Origin of the sequence: Pseudomonas orientalis (assembly GCF_022807995.1) — a bacterium.
GTDB lineage: Bacteria > Pseudomonadota > Gammaproteobacteria > Pseudomonadales > Pseudomonadaceae > Aquipseudomonas > Aquipseudomonas orientalis_B.
In genome coordinates this window covers 5,632,439-5,653,806 of sequence record NZ_CP094351.1, presented here as the reverse complement: position 1 = coordinate 5,653,806, position 21,368 = coordinate 5,632,439, and the positions used below count along the sequence as shown (strand labels likewise).

The 21,368-nt window shown below is 61.4% G+C and carries 21 protein-coding genes and 1 pseudogene; 6 read left to right on the top strand and 16 right to left on the bottom strand.

From position 1 onward, the window contains the following. Positions 1-46 precede the first annotated feature (46 nt). Entirely contained in the window at positions 47-970 is a 924-nt protein-coding gene (gene tagQ, locus MRY17_RS25485; RefSeq protein ID WP_124360341.1) for a type VI secretion system-associated lipoprotein TagQ, read from the top strand. Positions 971-1,094: 124 nt separating this feature from the next. Continuing rightward, positions 1,095-1,469, top strand: coding sequence for a hypothetical protein (locus MRY17_RS25480; RefSeq protein ID WP_003195530.1), 375 nt, complete (start codon positions 1,095-1,097; stop codon positions 1,467-1,469). 168 nt (positions 1,470-1,637) lie between these two features. On the opposite strand, the gene MRY17_RS25475 is transcribed toward MRY17_RS25480, so the two are convergent. The 7 genes from MRY17_RS25475 to exbB all read right to left on the bottom strand — a co-directional run bounded on the left by MRY17_RS25475 (position 1,638) and on the right by exbB (position 9,283). Further along, on the bottom strand, positions 1,638-1,880 hold the full coding sequence (locus MRY17_RS25475) for a DUF6124 family protein (RefSeq protein ID WP_181285748.1): 243 nt from the start codon (positions 1,878-1,880) through the stop codon (positions 1,638-1,640). 489 nt (positions 1,881-2,369) lie between these two features. After that, positions 2,370-3,770: an aminoacyl-tRNA deacylase and HDOD domain-containing protein gene (locus MRY17_RS25470; RefSeq protein ID WP_243353040.1), complete on the bottom strand. Its 1,401-nt coding sequence runs from the start codon at positions 3,768-3,770 to the stop codon at positions 2,370-2,372. Positions 3,771-3,976: 206 nt separating this feature from the next. Next, positions 3,977-6,052: an ATP-dependent DNA helicase RecG gene (gene recG, locus MRY17_RS25465; protein ID WP_191952502.1), complete on the bottom strand. Its 2,076-nt coding sequence runs from the start codon at positions 6,050-6,052 to the stop codon at positions 3,977-3,979. Between the two features lie 8 nt (positions 6,053-6,060). After that, positions 6,061-6,981: a hydrogen peroxide-inducible genes activator gene (locus MRY17_RS25460; RefSeq protein WP_191956176.1), complete on the bottom strand. Its 921-nt coding sequence runs from the start codon at positions 6,979-6,981 to the stop codon at positions 6,061-6,063. 152 nt (positions 6,982-7,133) lie between these two features. Further along, positions 7,134-7,880, bottom strand: a complete 747-nt coding sequence (locus MRY17_RS25455; RefSeq protein WP_181285696.1) for an energy transducer TonB family protein — start codon at positions 7,878-7,880, stop codon at positions 7,134-7,136. Then, the gene (gene exbD, locus MRY17_RS25450) at positions 7,877-8,302 is read right to left on the bottom strand and encodes a TonB system transport protein ExbD (RefSeq protein WP_003195519.1); all 426 of its coding nucleotides are present in this window, start codon (positions 8,300-8,302) and stop codon (positions 7,877-7,879) included. Before exbD ends, MRY17_RS25455 begins: the two co-directional genes overlap by 4 nt. A gap of 6 nt (positions 8,303-8,308) precedes the next feature. Beyond that, the gene (gene exbB, locus MRY17_RS25445) at positions 8,309-9,283 is read right to left on the bottom strand and encodes a tonB-system energizer ExbB (RefSeq protein WP_243353039.1); all 975 of its coding nucleotides are present in this window, start codon (positions 9,281-9,283) and stop codon (positions 8,309-8,311) included. A gap of 189 nt (positions 9,284-9,472) precedes the next feature. Here exbB and MRY17_RS25440 point away from each other — a divergent pair, with 189 nt between their 5' ends. Next, positions 9,473-10,324 carry an SDR family oxidoreductase gene (locus tag MRY17_RS25440; protein ID WP_243353038.1) on the top strand — a complete coding sequence of 284 codons (852 nt, stop codon included), beginning with the start codon at positions 9,473-9,475 and terminating at the stop codon, positions 10,322-10,324. Between the two features lie 187 nt (positions 10,325-10,511). Here the strand turns inward: MRY17_RS25440 and MRY17_RS25435 are convergent, their stop codons facing one another. The 6 genes from MRY17_RS25435 to MRY17_RS25410 form a co-directional block, all read right to left on the bottom strand. Next, positions 10,512-11,252 (bottom strand): hypothetical protein, encoded by a 741-nt coding sequence (locus tag MRY17_RS25435; protein ID WP_181285837.1) that lies wholly within the window; start codon positions 11,250-11,252, stop codon positions 10,512-10,514. 55 nt (positions 11,253-11,307) lie between these two features. Beyond that, on the bottom strand, positions 11,308-11,688 hold the full coding sequence (locus tag MRY17_RS25430; protein WP_003176922.1) for a RidA family protein: 381 nt from the start codon (positions 11,686-11,688) through the stop codon (positions 11,308-11,310). Positions 11,689-11,727: 39 nt separating this feature from the next. Next, positions 11,728-13,833, bottom strand: a complete 2,106-nt coding sequence (gene spoT / locus MRY17_RS25425; RefSeq protein ID WP_181285838.1) for a bifunctional GTP diphosphokinase/guanosine-3',5'-bis pyrophosphate 3'-pyrophosphohydrolase — start codon at positions 13,831-13,833, stop codon at positions 11,728-11,730. Between the two features lie 60 nt (positions 13,834-13,893). Next, positions 13,894-14,157 carry a DNA-directed RNA polymerase subunit omega gene (gene rpoZ, locus MRY17_RS25420; RefSeq protein WP_003176920.1) on the bottom strand — a complete coding sequence of 88 codons (264 nt, stop codon included), beginning with the start codon at positions 14,155-14,157 and terminating at the stop codon, positions 13,894-13,896. 167 nt (positions 14,158-14,324) lie between these two features. Then, positions 14,325-14,945 carry a guanylate kinase gene (gmk, locus tag MRY17_RS25415; protein WP_124360338.1) on the bottom strand — a complete coding sequence of 207 codons (621 nt, stop codon included), beginning with the start codon at positions 14,943-14,945 and terminating at the stop codon, positions 14,325-14,327. A 10-nt stretch (positions 14,946-14,955) separates the two neighbouring features. Next, positions 14,956-15,819: a YicC/YloC family endoribonuclease gene (locus tag MRY17_RS25410; protein ID WP_181285839.1), complete on the bottom strand. Its 864-nt coding sequence runs from the start codon at positions 15,817-15,819 to the stop codon at positions 14,956-14,958. A 289-nt stretch (positions 15,820-16,108) separates the two neighbouring features. Here MRY17_RS25410 and rph point away from each other — a divergent pair, with 289 nt between their 5' ends. Both rph and MRY17_RS25400 read left to right on the top strand, forming a co-directional pair. Then, positions 16,109-16,831, top strand: a complete 723-nt coding sequence (gene rph / locus MRY17_RS25405; RefSeq protein WP_016975928.1) for a ribonuclease PH — start codon at positions 16,109-16,111, stop codon at positions 16,829-16,831. A 22-nt stretch (positions 16,832-16,853) separates the two neighbouring features. Next, positions 16,854-17,222 (top strand): DUF4870 domain-containing protein, encoded by a 369-nt coding sequence (locus tag MRY17_RS25400; protein WP_057723312.1) that lies wholly within the window; start codon positions 16,854-16,856, stop codon positions 17,220-17,222. A gap of 60 nt (positions 17,223-17,282) precedes the next feature. Here MRY17_RS25400 and MRY17_RS25395 read toward each other — a convergent pair whose 3' ends face one another. Next, complete coding sequence (locus tag MRY17_RS25395; RefSeq protein WP_003195493.1) at positions 17,283-18,062, bottom strand: exodeoxyribonuclease III; 780 nt, start codon at positions 18,060-18,062, stop codon at positions 17,283-17,285. An 82-nt stretch (positions 18,063-18,144) separates the two neighbouring features. Between MRY17_RS25395 and pyrE the strand changes: the two genes are divergently transcribed. Beyond that, a complete protein-coding gene (gene pyrE, locus MRY17_RS25390) occupies positions 18,145-18,789 on the top strand; it encodes an orotate phosphoribosyltransferase (RefSeq protein WP_181285840.1) in 645 nt (214 codons plus the stop codon). A gap of 131 nt (positions 18,790-18,920) precedes the next feature. Here the strand turns inward: pyrE and argB are convergent, their stop codons facing one another. Together argB and MRY17_RS25380 are read right to left on the bottom strand one after the other, a co-directional pair. Further along, complete coding sequence (gene argB, locus MRY17_RS25385; protein ID WP_015886532.1) at positions 18,921-19,826, bottom strand: acetylglutamate kinase; 906 nt, start codon at positions 19,824-19,826, stop codon at positions 18,921-18,923. A 19-nt stretch (positions 19,827-19,845) separates the two neighbouring features. Next, positions 19,846-21,261, bottom strand: a pseudogene (locus MRY17_RS25380) (phosphomannomutase/phosphoglucomutase); the annotation flags it as partial. Between the last annotated feature and the right edge of the window lie 107 nt (positions 21,262-21,368).

Genomic DNA, 21,368 nt, shown 5'->3' with positions numbered 1-21,368 from the left:
CGGTGGGCCGTGCTGGGCAAGTCAAAACTTAATAGAGATCACACCTATGCTTTTTTCCCGTAAGTCGGTTTCCAAGCGTCACCTGCTGCTGATCGCGGCCGGTTTCAGCACCGTGTTGACCGGTTGCGCTACGTCGCCTTCGTCCAAGGTCGCGTCGAGCACCAAGGTTGAGTACTACCCGAACTGCTACGAGCCGGTGCAGCACCTGCGCGCTACCGATTCAAACATGACCAAGTCGGTCGTGACCGGTGCCGCTATCGGCGCGGCCGGCGGTGCATTGCTCGGCGCCCTGACCGGCGACAAGGAAAAGCGCGGTCGTAACGCGGCTATCGGCGCAGCGGGCGGTGCCCTGGCAGGTGGCGCGGCGGGCTACTACACCGAGCGTCAGAAGCAGATTGCCGATGACAACCAGCGCATCGCGTCCTACTCCACCGACTTCAACAAAAGCGCCTCCGACATCGACCGCAGCACCGCCTATGCCAAGGCTTCGCAGCAGTGCTACCAGAGCGCGTTCACCAAGCTGGTGACAGACCGCAAGGCCAAGACCGTCAACGACACCGAAGGCCGCAAGCGCCTGGCGGAAATCGTGGCCGGCCTGAAGGAATCCAACGACTTGATCGTTGCGGTCAACGGCAAAGCCAGCGAAGACCTGAACAACTACACCCAGGCCTACGAGAAAGACCTGCAGCAGGTTGGTGTGCAGCGTAATGACGTGGTCACCGTCGCCACTGCCGATACCACACCGGTCGCGCCGCCGGCCAAAGGCAAGAAAATCGTCAAGCCGGCGAAAAAGAAAGTGCTGCCAGTGGTGCCACAAGAAGCGGTGACCACCGAGAAGAGCATCCAGACCGTGCAGGCCAAGCAAGCTGAAAGCAAGCAGGTCGCCAGCGCCGGTAAGGCTCAGCTCGAAGGCAGCTGCCGCGATCCAAACCTGGCCGACTGGGCGCCGGTGCCTTGCCCTAACGTCTAAGTAACATGTTGCTATAAGCGTTAAACGCCAACCGATCTCCCGCTAAAGCACGAGATCGGTGGCGTTCTTTCTGCAAATCGCTACACTGCTGCGGCCACTCAATAATTACACCGAGGCCGTGTGCATGAAATTTCGTCTTCTCCTGTGGGTGCTGGGCCTGATGATGGGCAAAGCCAGCCGCACCAATCCCGCCTTTCAGCAGCAGCTGGGTGACAAAGACCTGGCCTTCCAGTTGCAGACCCTCGACGGCAAGGTTGCCCGTCACTTCATCGTCAAGGACCAGCGCATCACCAGCCGCTCCGGCGTACACCCGGCGCCGGCGTTTGCGATTGCGTTCAAGGATGCCGCCTACGGCTTCGCCACGATGCAGGCGAAGAACAAGCAACTGGCGTTCATGACGGGAATTCAGGACAAGTCGATCCAGATCAAGGGCAACCCGGCGCTGGTGATCTGGTTCCAGGGGCTGACCAAGTATTTGAAGCCGAAGAAAAAGAAGTAGGCTTTCAGGAAGACCGAGTTGGATTCATCGGGGGCAAGCCCCCTCCCACATTTGACCGGGTTCCAACTGTGGAATACGGGCGAATGTGGGAGGGGGCTTGCCCCCGATAGCGGCCTGACAGCCTACCCAGACACAACAGGTTCGGATACTCGGCGTGTGCCCGTCATTTCACGGGTTTACCTGCGCCGAGACAGTGAGCACTCGATCAGCCAGCAACTGTGCCAGTTCGATTAACTGCGTAACACCCAGCAGTTCCTCTCGTTTCGGTCCTTCAAGGCCAAAGGCCAGGTCGCAACTCAGCGCATTGGCCGAGGCGAGTGTTTCGCTGAGGTTGACCAACAGATCTTCAGTGCTGATTCCATCGGCTACGGTAAATAGCCGCATGGGGGGATTTGGGGTGGGTTTGATCATTGTGAAGTTCCTTAATCTAGGTGGAGCTGCCACTGATCGCCGCGATGCGATGGAGGGTGGCAGCTGTGCGCAGGTTCGCGGACCGGAGATTAAGGAAGCCGGCATACCAGAAGGTATCCCGCGCACAGCCACCATAGCGCCGCACAGTAGACGATAAAAAAGCGTCAACTGAAAGGAGGCAATGCTTAATCAATCCGGGCCGCGACGCCCGACCGCTACGTGTGCAGCGGTGTACGAAGACTAGAGATTGAGTGTCCTAGGGGCAACCTCAACGCCTCGTAAGACGTTTCTGTTTTCCCAGTACCTGGCCGAACGGACAGTTGTTTGGCTTTGCGCCAGCCAAGCCGAAGAAAAAAGTAGGCTTTCAGGAAGACCGAGTTGGATTCATCGGGGGCAAGCCCCCTCCCACAAACGGCCATATTCCAAAGCCGGAACGCGATCAAATGTGGGAGGGGGCTTGCCCCCGATAGCGGTTTACAGGCTACCGATTCAGCCCTGACTGAACTGGGAGGCCAGTTCGCGGAGCAGCACTTCCGCATCCAGCACCTTGCCCACCACTTCCTCAGCCTTCTCACGGCTCAAGCCCAGACGCGCCAATAGCGCATCCGGAATCGCCTCATCCGGCCCGGAACCAATCCCCCGGCTACGCAGCAGGCGCACGGCCAGACACACCAGATTAGGGTATTCAGCGGACTGCCCGTCATAGGTGGGGTCATGCTGGAAGCGCAGTGCAGTGGACAGCTCGTCCGGCATGTCCCAGTAGCGCATCAACCACGCACCGATCTGTTCGCGGCTGATACCGAGCAGGTGTTGCTCGACATAGCTGTGGCACAGATGCGGATTGACTTCCAGGTGCCGGCAGATCAGCGAAAAATGCGGCGGGAATACGTGGGCCAGCAGCAGGTAGCCGAAGTTATGCAGCAGGCCGGCGAGGTAGGTCAGGCCGGCTTCCGGGCGCTGGGCGCGGGGCATGGCGCGGGTCAGGCCTTCGATCACGGCGGCGGTATAGATCGATTGGTGCCAGTACGGCGTGGACGGGTGCGGGCGGTCCTTGGGCAGGCTCAGGGTCTTGCCCAGGGCCAGGCCCAGCGCCAGGTTGATCACCAGATCGAAACCCAGTACGCGCACGATGGCGTCTTCCACCGAGCGGATCTTGCCCGGCGAGGCGTAGTAGGGCGATGCCGCCCAGCTCACCACTTGGGCGGCCAGGGCCGGGTCGGTTTCCACCACGCCGGTGATGTCATCGATGGTGGCGTTGGGGTCGACGCGCAGTTTGATGATCTTCTGCGCGGTATCGGCCAGCGGCGGAATCTCGATGGTCGCTTCAAGGCGTTGTTGAATACGCCGAGCGGTGAACGCCTGCATCGCCTGGGTGATTTCCTCACGGTCATCATTGGGACGGTCGAGGTTGGGGCGAATCTTGCTCAGCGGCTCGCCGAACTGCGCGGCGCTGGCCTTGGTCAGCATGCTCTTGAAGTGCTCGCTGGCGATTTCCAGCAGCAGCCCGGCTTCGCCCGAATGCACCAACAGGCTCGGCTCATTGAGCAGGCTGCCTTCATACAGGCAAGGCGAACTGGTGAGTGGCGGCAGGCCCGGCAGCAGGTTCAGTTCATGTTTGCCCAATATGCGCTCAGCGCGCTCCGGTGCCACGGCGGTGAGGCGGCGCCCGGTGAGTTCGGTAAGGCGATTGAGGTCGAGCAACTGGCTCTGGGGGAACAGCACCATGAGCTCGCCCACAGCATCTTCGAGCAGTACCGCCTGGACCTTTCGCGCGGGGTTCAGGCCAGGCTGTTCGATGACTTCCGTGTAGGGAATGGCGAGCTTTGCGAGCAGCGCCCGAATGACCGGCGGGGCGGTCAGTGGGGCTGTAGCGAGGGCGACTTCTGACATGGCCTGATCCAATTTCGTACAGTCACCGAAGTATAACCAGCTTGTTACACCTGTTGGTTGACTAACTTTGGTTTGTGATCGGGTGCGCGGCCCCTGTAGGAGCGAGCTTGCTCGCGAAAATCGTTAACGATAACGCTTGCATTCTGGATGACCGCGTCGTCAGGGTGGTTTTCGCGAGCAAGCTCGCTCCTACAGGGGGGAGGGCGTCAGACCTGGCCGTATTGCTGTCCATGCCGCAGCCAGCGGTTGAGCAGCGGGCTGACATGCTCCGGCCAGCGTTCCAGCAGGGCTTGCGCCGCATCGCGCACAGCGGGCAACAGGTCGGCATCGCGCATCAGGTCGGCGACCTTGAATTGCAGCAGGCCGGTCTGGCGGGTGCCGAGCATTTCGCCCGGGCCGCGCAACTCGAGGTCTTTTTCGGCGATGACAAAACCGTCGTTGGTTTCGCGCATGATGCCCAGCCGTTGGCGGCCGATCTGCGACAGCGGCGGGTGATACAGCAACACGCAATGGCTGGCGGCGCTGCCCCGGCCGACCCGACCGCGCAGTTGGTGCAGTTGGGCCAGGCCCAGGCGTTCGGGGTTTTCAATGATCATCAGGCTGGCATTGGGCACATCCACCCCCACTTCGATCACGGTGGTGGCCACCAGCAATTGCAGGTGGCCGGCCTTGAATTCGGCCATTACCGCAGCTTTTTCGACCGGTTTCATACGCCCGTGGATCAGCCCGACCTTGAGCTCGCCGAGGGCGCTGGTGAGGTCTTCATAGGTGGTTTCGGCGGCCTGGCAGGTCAGCTCTTCGGACTCTTCGATCAGCGTACACACCCAGTACGCCTGGCGGCCTTCGGCGCAGGCGCCGCGCACACGTTCGATCACTTCGACGCGCCGCGTGTCGGTGACCAGCACGGTGTTGACCGGCGTGCGGCCGGGCGGCAGCTCGTCGAGGATCGAAGTGTCGAGGTCGGCATAGGCGCTCATGGCCAGGGTGCGCGGGATCGGCGTGGCAGTCATGATCAACTGGTGCGGGTTCATGCGCCCGCCCACGCCTTTCTGGCGCAGCGCCAGGCGCTGCTGCACGCCGAAGCGGTGCTGTTCGTCGATGATCACCAGCGCCAGGTTCTTGAACCGCACTTCGTCCTGGAACAGCGCATGGGTGCCCACCACCATGGGCGCGCCGGCGGCGATTTGCTCCAGGGCGGCCGCACGGTTCTTGCCCTTGAGCTTGCCGGCCAGCCACGCCACTTCAAGCCCAAGCGGTTCGAGCCAACGCTTGAAGGTGATGAAATGCTGTTCAGCGAGAATTTCCGTCGGCGCCATCAGCGCGACCTGGTATCCGGCTTCCAGGGCCTGCAAGGCGGCGAGGGCAGCGACCACGGTCTTGCCCGCGCCCACGTCGCCCTGGATCAGCCGCAGCATGGGTTCCTGCTGGCTGAGGTCGTAGGCAATTTCGTTGCCGACCCGTTGCTGGGCGCCGGTGGGCGCAAAGCCCAGGTTGGCCAGGTATTGCGCGGGCAGGCGCGTGGCCCTGGGCATCGCCGGCGCGCGCAGCGAGCGCATGCTTTCGCGCAGGCGCTGCTGGGACAGTTGATGGGTCAGCAATTCTTCGAAGGCCAGGCGGTGCTGCGCCCAGTGATGGCCGAGAGCGAGTTCGTCGACATCGGCGTCGGCCGGTGGGTGGTGCAGGTAGCGAATCGCATCGGCCAGCGGAGCCAGTTGATAGTCGCGCGCCAGCTCCAGCGGCAGCCAGTCGGGCAGGCTTTGCGGGCCGAGCATCGTCAGGGTCTGCATGCACAACTGTCGCAGGCGTTGCTGGGTGAGACCTTCGGTCAGCGGGTAGATAGGCGTGAGGGTGGTGTCCACCGGCGGCGGTTCGTCGCCAGTAATGGCGCGGTACTCCGGGTGGTAGATCTCCAGGCCCGAGGCGCCCGGACGCGCTTCGCCGTAGCAGCGCACGCGGGTGCCGCGCTTGAGGCCTTCTTTCTGCGCGTTGCTGAAGTGATAGAAGCGCAGGCTCAGGCCACCGGTACCGTCCTGCAGGCGCACCACCAGGCTGCGGCGCTTGCCCATCACCACGTCAGCGCCACTGACGGTGCCTTCGATCACCGCGTCCTGGCCGGGACGCAAGTGGCCGATGGGGACGACCCGTGTGCGATCCTGGTAGCGCAGCGGCAGGTGGAACAGCACGTCCTGAAGGTTTTCCAGGCCGACCTTGGCCAGTTTCTCGGCCATGGCTTCACCGACACCCTTGAGTGCCGTCACCGGCACCTGCGACAGCTCTGTCATACCGTTACTTAGCTCGCAGCAGGCGGTTTGGCCACCGAGCACAGGCGGATCGAGTCGGCGAGGATCTCGATCGCTTTGGGCCGCGGGAAGCTGGCGCGCCAGGCGATGGCCACGGTGCGGAAGGGCACCGGTGGCGTGAGTGGGCGCACTTCGATCACACCGGGGGCGTAGTGATGGCTGTCTACCGCCGACAACGGCAGGATCGAAATGCCCAGGCCGGACGCGACCATATGGCGAATGGTCTCCAGGGAGCTGGATTCCACCGTGGTGTGCTTGGCGCCGTCGTTGCCCTTGGTCAGGGTCGGGCAGGCTTCCAACACCTGGTCGCGGAAGCAGTGGCCTTCACCGAGCAGCAGCAGGCTCTTGTCGTTGAGCAGGCCCGCGTCGATGCTTTCTTTCTTGGTCCACGGGTGGGAGGCCGGCATCAATACGTAGAACGGCTCGTCGTAGAGCGGCAACGTCAGCACGTCCGCCTCATTGAACGGCAGGGCGATGATGATCGCGTCCAGCTCGCCGTTGCGCAGTTTGTCGCGCAGCACATGGGTGAAGTTTTCTTCGATATACAGCGGCATCTGCGGCGCGACGCGGTGCAGTTGCGGGATCAGGTGCGGGAACAGGTAGGGGCCGACGGTGTAGATGGCGCCGACCTTGAGCGGTGCGGTCAACTGGTTCTTGCCGGCCTGGGCCAGTTCGCGAATGCTTTGCGCCTGTTCCAGCACCTTCTGGGCCTGGGCAACGATGCCTTCGCCCACGGGGGTCAGGCGTACGGCGCTCTTGCTGCGCTCGAAAATCAGCACACCGAGTTCGTCTTCAAGCTTCTTCACGCCCACCGACAGTGTCGGCTGGCTGACGTGGCAACGCTCGGCCGCGTGGCCGAAGTGCTGTTCCTGGGCGAGGGTCACGATGTAGCGTAATTCTGTAAGAGTCATAGCGGGCGTCCATGAGGTGCAGGCCAAGCATACCGGCTGCAATCGATAGACGCACGTTATCAGAACTTTGCTGGGGATTGAGCGGGGAATGCCGGGAATTTTGCTGAAGCAAGTGAATGTGGGAGGGAACGGGTCCCTCCCACATTGCCCTGCTAGCGGCGACGCTTGTCGATGTTGTAAACGAACGGCGCGACGAGTTCCACACTGCCGTTTTTCAACAGATCGGCGGGCGGCTTGGGCAAGGGCTGAGCCTTGCGGATCATCTCAAGCGTAGCGCGGTCCAGGTCCGCATTGCCGGAGCGGCCTTCCAACTCATAGGACAGCACGTTGCCTTCGCCATCCACCACGAAGCGCAAGCGGTTCATGCCTTCCTTGCCACGCTGCTGCGCGCCCGGCGGGTACTTCTTGTACTTCTGCAGGTGAGCCAGCAGGGTACTTTGCCAGGATGCCTGGGCGGCCAGCTGTTGTGCCGATGGGCCGGGAGCAGGCTGCGCGGATTTTTGCGCGGGCGCATTGCTCGGCGGCGTGTCGCTCGGTGGCTCCTCGGACGGTTTCTCCTTGGGCGGCTCGGGCTTCTTCTCCACCGGCTTGGGCGGCTGTGGCTTGGGTTTGGGCTTGACCGGCTTGGGCACCTGGATCGTTGGCTTGGGCGCCTCGGCCAGTTTCGGCAGAGGCAGCTCTTCGACCGGTGGTGGCGGTGGCGCTACGACCTTGGGCGGTGCCGGAGGCGGCGGTGGCGCCGGCAGGGGGGCGAGGTCGATGACCATCGCGGCCGGCGGCAACTGGATCGCCTGCGGTGCGGACCATTGGAGCGCGATGATGATCGCGACGGCATGCACGCCCAGCACGACTGCGAGGCTGGTGCCATAACGCGTCAGTTTGTGGCGCGTCGTGATCATTTCTTGGCTGCCGTCTCAAGTCCGACCAGGCCTACCTTGAGGTAGCCGGCCGCCCGGAGGGCATCCATCACACTCATCAGGTCGCCGTAGTCCACGCCCTTGTCGGCCTGGAAGAAGATCGTCGTGTCTTTCTTGCCCTGGGTCTTGGCGTCGAGCACCGGCCCCAGGGTTTCAGCCTTGACTTCTTCTTCACCCAGGAACAGGCGTTGATCCGCCTTCACGCTGAGGAAAATCGGCTTCTCCGGCCGTGGCGCCGGCTTGGCGCTGGAGGCGGGGAGGTCAACCTTGATATCCACGGTTGCCAGCGGTGCGGCCACCATGAAGATGATCAGCAGCACCAGCATCACATCGATAAACGGCGTGACGTTGATTTCGTGGTTCTCGACGAGTTCGTCGTCGCCTTGATTCAAATGCAGGCCCATGGCCGATTACCCCACTTTCACCATGTGCGGTTGCGAGCTGCGCTCGGGAGGCAGGTGATCGAGGTCGCGGCTGACCAGCAGCAGCACTTCTGCCGAGGCATCCGACACCTGGGCCTTGTAGCCGGCAATCGAACGGGCGAAGACGTTGTAGATCACCACCGCAGGAATCGCGGCAACCAGGCCCAGGGCGGTAGCCAGCAGGGCTTCGGCGATGCCGGGGGCCACCACGGCGAGGTTGGTGGTCTGGGTCTTGGCGATGCCGATGAAGCTGTTCATGATGCCCCACACGGTACCGAACAGGCCGACGAAGGGCGCGGTGGAGCCAATGGTCGCCAGCACGCCGGTGCCGCTGCTCATGTTGCGACCGCAAGCCGCCACGAGGCGCTCCAGGCGGAAGCTGACACGTTCCTTGATGCCTTCTTTTTCGCGGGTGTTGGCCGACAGGCGCATTTCTTCCAGCGCGTCGTGCACCAGGGTGTTGGCCAGGGTGCCCTTCTTGGTCGCGGTCTCGCTCGCTTCCTTGAGGGTGGTGGCTTTTTTCAGGTGGACGATTTCAGTGCGCAGGCGACGCTTGGCACCCAGCAGCTCGAAGCCTTTGGCGATCCAGATGGTCCAGGTGATGATCGAGGCGATGGCCAGGCCGATCATCACGGTTTTCACCACCACGTCGGCATTCTGGTACATGCCCCACGGGGACAGGTCGTGTGCCATGCCCAGGGTGTTGTCTTCTTCCAGCACGACGCCGGTTTCGCTGGCAGGCGCTGCAGCCTGGGCCGGGTCGGTAGCGGTTGGCGCGGCGGCAGGCGCAGCCGGGGTGGCGGCATTCTGCTCGGCAGCGGCTGGAGCGGCAGGTGCGGTGGCATCAGCGAAAGCGGCGGTCGGCGCCAGCAGTATGCTGAACAGCATCGCAGCAATCGCACGCCAGGCGCGGGATGGGCTGTGAGGCTTGGTTGGCGAAGCGGGGTTTGTATTACGTGTCATGCTGGCCGGACCTGAGTGAAAATAATGAGTGATCGTCCTGCCAGACCCCTGCGGGTCGAGGACAAATGGGTGGTTATTATTGCAAGTAATTCTTGTTAACTAAAGTGGCAGTGTTACTTTATTTCGCTTTTTACTGGCCGTTGATCCTCTCGCGCGGCTAATCTGCGCCTTTGAGAATGGAGTTTTAAGATGTCTGCGCCTTCTGTTGTGATTGCCGGTTGCGGCGATGTGGGTGGTCGGCTGGCTAGCCAACTGCTGGCCGGAGGATGGGAGGTTCATGGCCTGCGCCGCGATATTTCACGCCTTCCCGACGGCGTGATCGGTATCGCTGGCGACCTGTTCAATAAAGACTGCCCTGAGACCTGGCCGATCGGTGGGGTGGATTACCTGGTGTACTGCGCGGCGGCCACGGACCACGATGAGGCCGGCTATCGCGCAGCCTATGTGCAGGGTTTGAAGCATGTGCTGGAGTGGCTGCAGGATTACGGTCAGGCGCCCAGGCATTTGTTGTTCGTGTCCAGCAGCAGCGTGTATGGACAGCAGAATGGCGAATGGGTCGACGAAACCTCTGAAATCCAGGCCAAAGGTTATTCCGGCCAGGTCATGCTCGAAGCCGAGCAGGTTGCGCTCAACAGCGGCATCCCGGCGAGCGCGGTGCGATTGACCGGCATTTACGGCCCGGGCCGTGAGTGGCTGTTGACCCAGGTTCGCCAGGGTTACCGCGTGGCGATTAACCCGCCTTTATATGGCAACCGGATTCACGCGGATGACGCGGCGGGCTTGCTGGCGTTTTTGCTGCGCCATGTGGAGCAGGGTGGTTCGCTGGACAAAGTGTATATCGGCGTCGACGACGCTCCGGCGCCATTGGCCGAGGTGGTGGGTTGGTTGCGTGAGTATCTGGGCGTGACCGAGTGGTCCGAGGACGCCAGTGTGCGGCGTGCGGGCAGCAAACAATGCAGTAATGCGCGGGCCAAGGCGCTGGGTTGGGCACCGACCTATCCGACTTACCGGGAAGGGTATGCCGCTATTTTAAAAGGCTGAGTACGATTAAAGAGTTAAGCGTACACCGCCGTCTGTAGGAGCGAGCTTGCTCGCGAAAAACTCACAGGCACCGCGTTCATTCAGAAAGCACGCGTTATCGTTGACGTTTTTCGCGAGCAAGCTCGCTCCTACAGACTGGCATTAGGGCAAGCCCCCTCTCACATTTTGACCTGCGCTGGGACTGTTACTATCTCTCAAGCAGCCACTGGCGAGGGCCTTGGGTGAACTGTGGCACCTCATCCGCTTGCGCCGTGTTGATCGCCTGGAAAATCTCCAGCTGCTTGCCCTTGCGCGCAAAGATCCACGGGTTGCCCACGCCGTTCAGTTGCAGCCAGATGCTGTCATAGCCGCCGCTCATCGAGGCGCAATCGCCCGCCAGGCACAGGGAGTAGCGGTCCACCCCAGGCAGGCCGACAATCTTGCCGTCAGCCTGGAACTGTACCGTGGCGCCATTGCCGACACCGTCGGTGATCTTCCAGTCGCCACCCATGTAGGCCGCATAGAGCGCCCGCTCGAAGTTGGCGCCCAGTGGCGCGCCCTCCGGAGCCGGGTCCTTGGGGCGCATGAACAGCTGCTCGGGCTCATTGTCGTTGGCCACTTGCAGCAGCTTTTTGCCTTTGCGCTTGAGCTCGGTGGCAGTGCTGCCGTAGAAGTCCACGCTCCAGGCGCCGGGCTTGTCCGCTCGCAACTTGCCTTCCGCTACTTCAAAGCCGTTGTAGTAGCGTGCCTGCAAGGCCTTGGTGTTGACCTCCCATTCGAGGTTCGGGCCAAAGGTCTGCAAGGCCTCGCGCAAAGGGCCGCCCTTGGCTGCCGCATCGATGGCGGCCTGGTTGATCCAGGTCCCGCTGACATCCAGGTTGGCAGGGTTGCTGGCACAGCCGCCGAGCAGCAGGGCGAGCAACGAAGAGGCTACAAGCGCTTTGCGCATGACTAAATCCTTCTGAAACGAAGTCGGCGCAGCTGTTGAAGCTGCGCCGGGTGTTTTACTCGATGACCAGAATCGCGTCCATTTCAACCTGCGCGCCCTTTGGCAGGGCAGCCACGCCGATGGCGGCGCGGGCCGGGTACGGCTGTTCGAAGTATTTGCCCATGATCTCGTTGACCTTGGCGAAGTGGCTCAGGTCGGTCAGGAAGATGTTCAGCTTGACGATGTCCTTGAACGAACCGCCAGCCGCTTCAGCCACGGACTTGAGGTTTTCGAAGACCTGTACGGTCTGTGCTTCGAAGCCTTCCACCAGCTCCATGGTCTTTGGGTCCAGCGGGATCTGGCCGGACATGTAGACGGTGTTGCCCGCCTTGATCGCCTGGGAATAAGTACCGATGGCGGCCGGGGCTTTGTCGCTGGTGATTACTGTCTTGGTCATGAATGACTCCTTGTAATAGGCGATGGCTTATTGGCAGGGCTACGCCCGCATGCGGGTGATGCGAATCACCCCGGTCAGCGCGCGCAGCTTCTTGATCACGCGGGCCAGGTGCACGCGGTCGTGCACGCTGACCACCAGCTGGACCACGCTGATGCGCCCATCGCGTTCGTCCATGCTGATTTTCTCGATATTGCCGTCGGCCGCGTTGACGCTGCTGGCCAGCAGGGCGATCAAGCCACGCTGGTGCTCCAGCTCCACGCGCAGCTCGACATTGAATTCACCGGTGACATCCTTGGCCCACGATAGCTGGATGCATTTTTCCGGGTTGTGACGGATTTCGGTGATGTTGCGGCAGTTGTCCAGGTGCACCACCATGCCTTTGCCCGCCGACAAGTGGCCGACAATCGGGTCGCCCGGGATCGGTGTGCAGCATTTGGCATAGCTGAGCACCAGGCCCTCGGTGCCGCGAATCGCCAGCGGGCCTTCCGGGCTTGGCAACTGTTCGCCTTCGCCGAGCAGTCGGCGCGCAACCACGTAGGCCATGCGGTTGCCCAGGCCGATATCTTCCAGCAGGTCTTCGATGGTTTCCTGGCGATACTCGTGGAGCATCGCTTGCGCGCGCTCCTGCGGGATCTTGTCCAGAGCGCTGTCGAAACCGTTGAGCACCTTGTTCAGCAGGCGTTCGCCCAGGCTGATGGACTCGGAACGGCGCTGCAGTTTGAGCGCGTGACGGATGTGCGTGCGCGCCTTGCCGGTCACCACGAAGTTGAGCCAGGCCGGATTCGGCCGCGCGCCCGGTGCGCTGACGATCTCCACCGTGGAGCCGCTTTGCAGCGGCTCCGACAGCGGGGCCAGGCGCCGGTTGATGCGGCAGGCGATGCAGCTGTTGCCCACGTCGGTGTGCACGGCATAGGCGAAGTCGACCGCCGTGGAGCCTTTGGGCAGCTCCATGATTCGACCCTTGGGCGTGAACACGTAGACCTCGTCCGGGAACAGGTCGATCTTCACGCTTTCGATGAATTCCAGGGAGTTGCCGGCACGCTGCTGCATTTCAAGCACGCCCTTGACCCATTGCCGGGCGCGGGCATGGGTGCCCTTGGGCTGCTCATCGCCATTTGACTTGTACAGCCAGTGGGCAGCGATGCCGTTATTGGCCATCTCTTCCATTTCGCGGGTGCGGATCTGGATCTCGATCGGCACGCCGTGCATACCGAACAGCGTGGTATGCAGCGACTGGTAGCCGTTAGCCTTGGGTATCGCAATGTAATCCTTGAAACGGCCCGGCAGGGGTTTGTACAGATTATGTACAGCGCCCAGCACGCGGTAGCAGGTGTCGACCTTGTCGACGATGATCCGGAACGCATACACGTCCATGATCTCGTTGAAGGCCCGGCGCTTGCCGCGCATCTTCTTGTAGATGCCGTAGATGTGTTTCTGCCGTCCGCTGACGTCGCCTTCGATCTCGTCGATCGCCAGGCAATGGCTCAGGGACTCTTCGATCTTGTTGACGATTTCCTTGCGATTGCCCCGGGCGCGCTTGACCGCCTGGTAGATGCGCGCCGAGCGCATCGGGTGCATGGCCTTGAAGCCGAGGTCTTCGAATTCGATACGAATGGCATGCATGCCCAGCCGATTGGCGATGGGCGCGTAGATTTCCAGGGTTTCCTTGGCGATGCGCCGACGCTTTTCGCCGGAGAGCACCTCCAGCGTGCGCATGTTGTGCAGCCGGTCGGCCAGCTTGACCAGGATCACACGGATATCGCGCGCCATGGCCATGGCCATCTTCTGGAAGTTTTCCGCCTGGGCTTCGGCCTTGGTCTCGAAGTTCATCTGGGTCAGTTTGCTGACCCCGTCGACCAATTCGGCCACGGTTTCGCCAAATTGCGCGCTGAGCGCTTCCTTGGCGATGCCGGTATCTTCGATCACGTCATGCAGCATCGCGGCCATCAGGCTCTGATGGTCCATGTGCATGTCGGCAAGAATATTTGCCACCGCAAGAGGATGGGTGACATACGCCTCGCCGCTACGACGGCGTTGGCCGTCGTGGGCTTGTTCGGCGTAGAAATACGCTCGGCGGACCAGGTTGACCTGGTCGGGACCGAGGTAGGTCGATAAGCGATCGGCGAGGGCGTCTATGCTCGGCAAAGTGTGAACTCCTGCCGAAGGCTGTGACCCCGCGCCGTGCTACGTCGACCTGGCATAGGCTTAGACGGCCTCGTTGGACTCGTCCTCGAACGCTGCAAACAGCGGTTCGTCTTCAACGATTTCAGCGTTGGCGATGAACTCGTAGCTCATCAGGCCTTCGGCGATTTCACGCAGGGCCACAACGGTAGGCTTGTCGTTTTCCCACTGGACCAGGGGCTCTTTGCCGCCAGTGGCCAGTTGACGGGCACGCTTGGTAGAGAGCATGACCAGCTCAAAGCGGTTATCCACGTGTTCTAGGCAGTCTTCAACGGTTACGCGGGCCATGGTATTCCTCGGAGCGAATGCAAGATGCGCGCTGCCCGGTTGGGCGAGCTGACTGAGCAGTTTAAAAAATCACCAGCGTTTAGGGAAGCGCTGATTTTTCTCAGGCCCTCGCAAAAACGCTGCAAGTGCCAATGTAAAGCCCTTGCAGCCGTTTTGGGAAGGGCCAATCAGCCGAGCAGTTCGGCCAGTAATTTGCCGAAACGCTGCTGTTGGCGCTTTTGCTGCAGCTGGTTGGCGCGGAAAATCGCCTTTAAATCATCCAGCGCGTGGGCAAAATCGTCATTGATGATCAGGTAGTCGTAGTCGACGTAGTGGCTCATTTCGCTGACGGCTTCACGCATGCGGCCGTCGATGATCTCGTCGCTGTCCTGGCCGCGGTTGGTCAGGCGCTGGTGCAGGGCTTCAAGCGAGGGCGGCAGGATGAAGATCGAGCGCGCCTTGGGCATCAATTGGCGCACTTGCTCAGCGCCCTGCCAGTCGATTTCCAGGATCAGGTCGTGGCCTTCGTCCAGGGTCTGCTGCAGGTGGCTTTGCGAAGTACCGTAGAGGTTGCCGAACACTTCGGCGCGCTCGAGGAAGTCACCGTGTTCGATCATCTTGACGAACTCGGTACGCTCGACGAAGTGATAGTGCACGCCGTTCACTTCACCCGGGCGCATGGCGCGGGTGGTGTGGGACACCGAGATGCGGATCTGCTCGTCAGCGTCGGTCAGGGCCTTGACCAGGCTGCTCTTGCCCGCGCCCGAGGGGGCGGAAATGATGTAAAGGGTGCCGGTGCTGTGGGTCATGGAGGTTGCCTTACTCAATATTCTGTACTTGTTCGCGCATCTGCTCGATCAACACCTTGAGGTTGACCGCAGCCGTGGTACTGCGCGGGTCGAACGCTTTGGAGCCCAGTGTATTGGCTTCGCGGTTGAGTTCCTGCATCAGGAAGTCCAGGCGCCGACCGGCGGCGCCGCCGGACTTGAGCACGCGGCGCACTTCGAGGATGTGGGTGCTCAGGCGGTCGAGCTCTTCGGCGACGTCGCTTTTCTGGGCCAGCAGCACCATTTCCTGCTCCAGGCGCACGGGATCGAGGTCGGCCTTCATGTCGGCGAAGCGGTCCAGGACCTTCTGGCGCTGGGTGGCGAGCATCTGCGGTACGAGTTCGCGCAGGGTGACGACGTCCGCTTCGATAGACGTCAGGCGCTCGTTGATCAGGCGCGCCAGTTCGGCGCCTTCGCGCTCGCGGCCGGCCTTGAGTTCGTGCAGACCCTGGGTGAAAAGTGCCAGCGCTTCGGCGTTCAAGGCTTGCGGGTCGGTGGCATCGGCCACCAGCACGCCGGGCCAGGCCAGGACTTCGAGAGGGTTCAGTGCGGCGGGCTGCTTGATCAGGCCCGCGATGGTTTCGGCGGCGGCGACCAGTTGCGCAGCGCGGTCGCGGTCGACCTGCAGTGCTTTGCCGGTGGTTTCTTCGGTAAAGCGCAGGGTGCATTCCAGCTTGCCGCGGGAAATACCCTGGCGCAGCGCTTCACGTACGGCGCCTTCGAGGTCGCGGAAAGACTCGGGCAGGCGCAGGTGCGGCTCCAGGTAACGGCTGTTGACCGAGCGCAATTCCCAGCTGAGGGTGCCTTGGGCGCCGGCTTTTTCGACACGGGCGAAGGCGGTCATGCTGTGCACCATGGAGGTACCTCGCGTTGGATAAATAGAAAGTGGTCAGGCTGACCTGTAGGAGCGAGCTTGCTCGCGAAGAACGCAAGGGCGCCGCGTTAAATCAGGAGGAGCGCGTTATCGTTGACGTTTTTCGCGAGCAAGCTCGCTCCTACACAGTAACGAAGGGGCGCGATTGTAGCGCAGTGGGGCGAGCACGCCCAAACGCGCGTATTCGTAACCGGATTTTTAGAAGTGCCCCGAATCCGCTGGCGGCTCTATAATGCTCCGCAGTTTTTCGTCCTCAGTACAGGTATTCCCTATGAAACGTCCAAGTGGTCGCGCTGCCGATCAGCTCCGCTCGATCCGCATCACCCGCAACTACACCAAACACGCCGAGGGGTCTGTACTGGTCGAGTTTGGTGATACCAAGGTGATCTGCACCGTCAGCGTCGAGAACGGCGTGCCGCGTTTCCTCAAGGGCCAGGGCCAGGGTTGGTTGACCGCTGAGTACGGCATGCTGCCGCGTGCCACCGGCGAGCGTAACCAGCGTGAAGCCAGCCGTGGCAAGCAGGGCGGGCGTACCCTGGAAATCCAGCGCCTGATCGGTCGCTCCCTGCGCGCAGCCCTGGACATGTCCAAGCTGGGCGACGTGACCCTATACGTCGATTGCGACGTGATCCAGGCCGACGGCGGCACCCGTACCGCGTCGATCACCGGCGCCATGGTGGCTTTGGTCGACGCATTGAAAGTGATCAAGAAGCGCGGTGGCCTCAAGGGCGGTGACCCGCTCAAGCAAATGATCGCCGCCGTTTCGGTCGGCATGTACCAGGGCGAGCCTGTGCTGGACCTGGACTACCTGGAGGACTCGGCTGCCGAGACCGACCTGAACGTGGTGATGACCAGCACCGGTGGTTTTATCGAAGTGCAGGGCACCGCCGAAGGCGCGCCATTCCAGCCGGCCGAGCTGAACGCCATGCTGGCCCTGGCGCAGAAAGGCATGACCGAAATCTTTGAACTGCAAAACGCCGCACTGGCTGACTGAGCCGGTCCAGAGGAGAAGCGCCATGAATGACAGCCAGTTGCCGGTTCCGGCACCGTCCAGGGAAGTACGCCAGTTGGCGATGTTGTGTCATTTCGCGGCGTTTGCAGGGTTGGTATTCCCCTTCGGCAGTTTGTTGGGGCCGTTGATCCTGTGGCAGTTCAAGAAGGATGTGGACCCGCTTATCGATGACCAGGGCAAGGAAGCCCTGAACTTCCAGATCACGGTGGCGATTGCCTGGCTGGTGTGCCTGTTGCTGGGGTTCGTGGTCATCGGCTTTTTGTTGATGACCGTGCTGGTGATTGGCGCGCTGATACTGACGATCATTGCCGGTATCAAGGCGAATAAGGGTATTGCCTACCGTTATCCGTGGACCTGGCGCCTGATCAAGTAAGCGGTTGCCCACAAAAAAAACCGACATCGCTGTCGGTTTTTTTGTGTCCGGAGAAAGACCTCAGATGGTCAAGGTCCAGTCGTAGTCCACGATCAGCGGCGCGTGCTGCGAGAAGCGCGGCTGGCGCGGCAAACGTGCACTGCGCACGAATCGGCGCAGACCCGGGGTCAGCAGTTGGTAGTCGAAACGCCAACCCAGGTTGAGCATTTCGGCCTGTTCGTTATCCGGCCACCAGCTGTACTGATCGCCTTCACGGCTGACTTCGCGCAGGGCGTCGACATAACCCATGTTGCCGACAATCTCGTCCATCCAGGCCCGTTCCGGCGCCAGGAAACCCGGGGATTGCTGGCTGTCGCGCCAGTTCTTGATATCCAGCTTCTGTTGCGCCACGTACAGCGAGCCACAATAAATGTACTCGCGACGTTTGCGTCGCTGTTTATCCAGATAACGGGCGAAATCGTCCATTAGCTTGAATTTCTGGTTCAAGTCTTCATCGCCGTTCTGCCCCGAAGGAAGCAGCAAGGTCGCGATGCTGACCTTGTCGAAATCGGCTTGCAGGTAACGCCCATAGCGGTCGGCTGTCTCGAAGCCGAGGCCGCTGATGACCGCCTTGGGTTGCAACCGCGAGTACAAAGCCACGCCACCTTGGGTGGGCACTTCGGCATCGCAGGCATAAAGGAAGTAGCCATCCAGTTGGAAGGCTGGGTCGTCCAGTTCAAAGGCGGAGGCGCGGGTGTCCTGCAGGCAGATGACGTCGGCATTCTGTGCTTGCAGCCAACTGAGCAAACCACGCTCGACTGCAGCCTGAATACCATTAACGTTCACACTGATGATCCGCATAAATGGCCCCAAAAATCGCGTGCGTGTATGATACACGCCGTCCACCTAATTAGCTAAATCCGTGGTATCTGAGGCTTTTTTCATGCAGGCGTATCAACGCGATTTCATTCGTTTTGCCATCGATCGCGGGGTCTTGCGCTTCGGTGAGTTCACCCTCAAGTCCGGGCGCACCAGCCCGTATTTCTTCAACGCAGGCTTGTTCAACTCCGGCTCCGCCCTGGCTCAACTGGGGCGTTTCTACGCGGCAGCCATCGTTGAAAGCGGTATTTCCTTCGACGTGCTCTTTGGTCCGGCCTACAAAGGCATTCCCCTGGCCGCTGCGACGGCGGTGGCCCTGGCGGAACATCACGGGCGGGACCTGCCGTGGTGCTTCAATCGCAAGGAAGCCAAGGCCCATGGTGAAGGTGGCAGCCTGGTCGGAGCCCCGTTGACCGGCGACGTGCTGATCATCGACGACGTCATCACCGCCGGCACCGCAATCCGCGAAGTGATGCAGATCATCGCTTCCCAGGACGGCGCCAAGGCGGCAGGCGTGCTGATCGCGCTGAACCGCCAGGAGCGCGGCAACGGCGAGTTGTCGGCGATCCAGGAAGTGGAGCGTGATTTCGGGATCCCGGTGGTGAGCATCGTGTCGCTGAACCAGGTGTTGCAGTTCCTGGAGGATGATCCGCAGCTCAGGCAGCACTTGCCGGCGGTCAAGGCATACCGCGAGCAGTTCGGCGTCTAGACCAGAAGTATTGCAGGCGCAGTCAAATGTGGGAGGGGGCTTGCCCCCGATAGCGGTGGATCAGTGCTGGATACTCCAACTGATACGCCGCCATCGGGGGCAAGCCCCTCCCACATTTGTTTTCAGCGTTTTTAAGGACGCTTGCGATTGCTGATCAGCGTGCCTACACCCGTATCGGTGAAGATTTCCAGTAGGATCGCGTTCGGCACACGGCCATCCAGGATCAACGAGCTGCCGACGCCGCCTTGCACAGCTTCCAGCGCACAACGGATCTTCGGCAACATGCCGCCGTAGATGGTGCCGTCGGCAATCAACTCATCCACTTGTTGAGTGGTCAAGCCGGTCAACACCTTGCCTTCCTTGTCCATCAGGCCTGCGATGTTGGTCAGCAGCATCAGCTTTTCAGCCTTCAGCGCCTCAGCCACCTTGCCTGCAACCAGGTCGGCATTGATATTGTACGACTCACCGTTGGCACCCACGCCGATGGGTGCAATCACCGGGATGAAGTCACCCTTGACCAGCAGGTTGAGCAGATCGGTGTTGATGCCGATTACTTCGCCCACCTGGCCGATGTCGATGATTTCCGGTTGGGTCATTTCCGGCGTCTGGCGCGTCACGGTCAGTTTTTTCGCGCGGATCAGTTCCGCGTCCTTGCCGGTCAGGCCAATGGCGCTGCCGCCGTGGCGGTTGATCAGGTTGACGATGTCCTTGTTGACCTGGCCACCGAGCACCATCTCCACCACGTCCATGGTCTGCGCGTCAGTGACGCGCATGCCATCGATGAAGTGACTCTCGATCGACAAACGCTTGAGCAGGTCGCCGATTTGCGGCCCGCCGCCGTGGACGACAACCGGGTTGATCCCCACGGCTTTCATCAGCACGATGTCGCGGGCAAAGCCGGTTTTCAGCTCGTCGCTTTCCATGGCATTGCCGCCGTACTTGATCACCAGCGTCTTGCCGACGTAGCGTCGAATATAGGGCAACGCTTCGGACAGGACCTTGGCGGTGTTGGCAGCGGCTTCGCGTTCGAGGGTCATTCAGGGCTCCGGTTAAAAATCAGAACGGTAATTGGAGATCAGGGGCAACACGTTTCAACTGGACGTGGAATACGTCCTTGATGCGCTGCAACTCGGCCTCGGTATCCGCCTCGAAACGCAGCACCAGCACCGGTGTGGTGTTGGACGCGCGAACCAGGCCCCAGCCTTCGGCGTAATCGACTCGCACACCATCAATGGTGGTCAGGTTGGCGCCTTCGCCCCATTGCGCATCGTGCAGTGCGTCAATGATGCTGAATTTGCTCTCCTCGGTCACATGGATATTGATCTCGGGCGTGGAAATATCGTTCGGGAAGGTCTGGAACAACTCTTGCGCCGTGGATTTTTCCTTGCTGAGGATCTCCAGCAGGCGCGCAGCGCTGTAAATGCCGTCGTCAAACCCGAACCAGCGTTCCTTGAAGAACACGTGACCGCTCATCTCGCCAGCCAGCAACGCGCCGGTTTCCTTCATTTTCTTTTTGATCAACGAGTGGCCGGTCTTCCACATTAACGGTCGACCGCCGTATTCCTTGATCAGCGGCGTAAGACGACGGGTGCACTTCACGTCGAAGATGATTTCGGCGTTGGCGTTGCGCGCCACCACGTCACGGGCGAACAGCATCAGCAACCGGTCCGGGAACACGATCTCGCCGGTTTCGGTCACGACGCCCACGCGGTCGCCGTCGCCGTCGAAAGCCAGGCCGACGTCGGCGCCCACTTCCTTGACCTTCGAGATCAGGTCCACCAGGTTTTCCGGTTTGCCCGGGTCCGGGTGATGGTTGGGGAAGTTGCCATCGACGTCGCAGAACAGGGGAATCACTTCGCAATTGAGGGCTTGGAGCAATTGCGGAGCGATCACGCCCGCTGCGCCGTTGCCGCAATCCACCACGACTTTGAGGCGGCGGTCGAGCTTGACGTCGCGGGTGATTTCGTCGGAATAGCGCTGCAGGATGTCGACCTTGGTGATGCTGCCGGTGCCGGTGGTCAGGTCGTTGGTTTTCAGGCGAGTGTGCAGGGCCTGGATCTGTTCGTTGGCGAGGGTGTCGCCGGCGATGACGATTTTGAAGCCGTTGTAGTCCGACGGGTTGTGGCTGCCGGTCAGCATGACGCCGGACTTGCCGGCCAGGACGTTGGCGGCGTAGTACAACGCAGGCGTCGGTACCAGGCCGACGTCGCTGACGTGGCAACCGCTGTCGGCCAGACCCTGGATCAGTTGTTCCACCAGCTCGGGGCCTGACAAGCGGCCGTCACGGCCTACCGAGACATTCGGCTCGCCCTGGGCCAGGCTCTGTGAACCGATGGCGCGGCCGATCCAGTAGGCGGTTTCGGCGGTCAGGGTCTTGGGCACCACGCCACGAATGTCATAGGCGCGGAAGATGCTGTCGGGAAAGCTTGGGGCTACGCGGGCTGCGGTACTCATCGCGGGGGGAAACTCCATCTGAAAGGGGGCAAGGCTGGCCTGATGTGGCTGGCCGGCAGGCTCAAACTGAAGGGTATGACGACGTTTTCGGCAGAGAGTTCGTGGTGTAAAAGTGCCATCGGCGC

Bases quoted from the DNA above. Each gene is read 5' to 3' on its own strand.
- MRY17_RS25400 (WP_057723312.1), top strand. From the start codon at position 16,854: ATGAATGACAGCCAGTTGCCGGTTCCGGCACCGTCCAGGGAAGTACGC.
- argB (WP_015886532.1), bottom strand. From the start codon at position 19,826: ATGACCCTCGAACGCGAAGCCGCTGCCAACACCGCCAAGGTCCTGTCC.
- gmk (WP_124360338.1), bottom strand. From the start codon at position 14,945: ATGACCCACAGCACCGGCACCCTTTACATCATTTCCGCCCCCTCGGGC.
- MRY17_RS25470 (WP_243353040.1), bottom strand. From the start codon at position 3,770: ATGTCAGAAGTCGCCCTCGCTACAGCCCCACTGACCGCCCCGCCGGTC.
- rpoZ (WP_003176920.1), bottom strand. From the start codon at position 14,157: ATGGCCCGCGTAACCGTTGAAGACTGCCTAGAACACGTGGATAACCGC.
- recG (WP_191952502.1), bottom strand. From the start codon at position 6,052: ATGACAGAGCTGTCGCAGGTGCCGGTGACGGCACTCAAGGGTGTCGGT.
- MRY17_RS25435 (WP_181285837.1), bottom strand. From the start codon at position 11,252: ATGCGCAAAGCGCTTGTAGCCTCTTCGTTGCTCGCCCTGCTGCTCGGC.
- rph (WP_016975928.1), top strand. From the start codon at position 16,109: ATGAAACGTCCAAGTGGTCGCGCTGCCGATCAGCTCCGCTCGATCCGC.
- MRY17_RS25455 (WP_181285696.1), bottom strand. From the start codon at position 7,880: ATGATCACGACGCGCCACAAACTGACGCGTTATGGCACCAGCCTCGCA.
- pyrE (WP_181285840.1), top strand. From the start codon at position 18,145: ATGCAGGCGTATCAACGCGATTTCATTCGTTTTGCCATCGATCGCGGG.
- MRY17_RS25460 (WP_191956176.1), bottom strand. From the start codon at position 6,981: ATGACTCTTACAGAATTACGCTACATCGTGACCCTCGCCCAGGAACAG.
- MRY17_RS25430 (WP_003176922.1), bottom strand. From the start codon at position 11,688: ATGACCAAGACAGTAATCACCAGCGACAAAGCCCCGGCCGCCATCGGT.
- exbD (WP_003195519.1), bottom strand. From the start codon at position 8,302: ATGGGCCTGCATTTGAATCAAGGCGACGACGAACTCGTCGAGAACCAC.
- MRY17_RS25475 (WP_181285748.1), bottom strand. From the start codon at position 1,880: ATGATCAAACCCACCCCAAATCCCCCCATGCGGCTATTTACCGTAGCC.
- MRY17_RS25395 (WP_003195493.1), bottom strand. From the start codon at position 18,062: ATGCGGATCATCAGTGTGAACGTTAATGGTATTCAGGCTGCAGTCGAG.
- MRY17_RS25410 (WP_181285839.1), bottom strand. From the start codon at position 15,819: ATGGTGCACAGCATGACCGCCTTCGCCCGTGTCGAAAAAGCCGGCGCC.
- exbB (WP_243353039.1), bottom strand. From the start codon at position 9,283: ATGACACGTAATACAAACCCCGCTTCGCCAACCAAGCCTCACAGCCCA.
- tagQ (WP_124360341.1), top strand. From the start codon at position 47: ATGCTTTTTTCCCGTAAGTCGGTTTCCAAGCGTCACCTGCTGCTGATC.
- MRY17_RS25480 (WP_003195530.1), top strand. From the start codon at position 1,095: ATGAAATTTCGTCTTCTCCTGTGGGTGCTGGGCCTGATGATGGGCAAA.
- MRY17_RS25440 (WP_243353038.1), top strand. From the start codon at position 9,473: ATGTCTGCGCCTTCTGTTGTGATTGCCGGTTGCGGCGATGTGGGTGGT.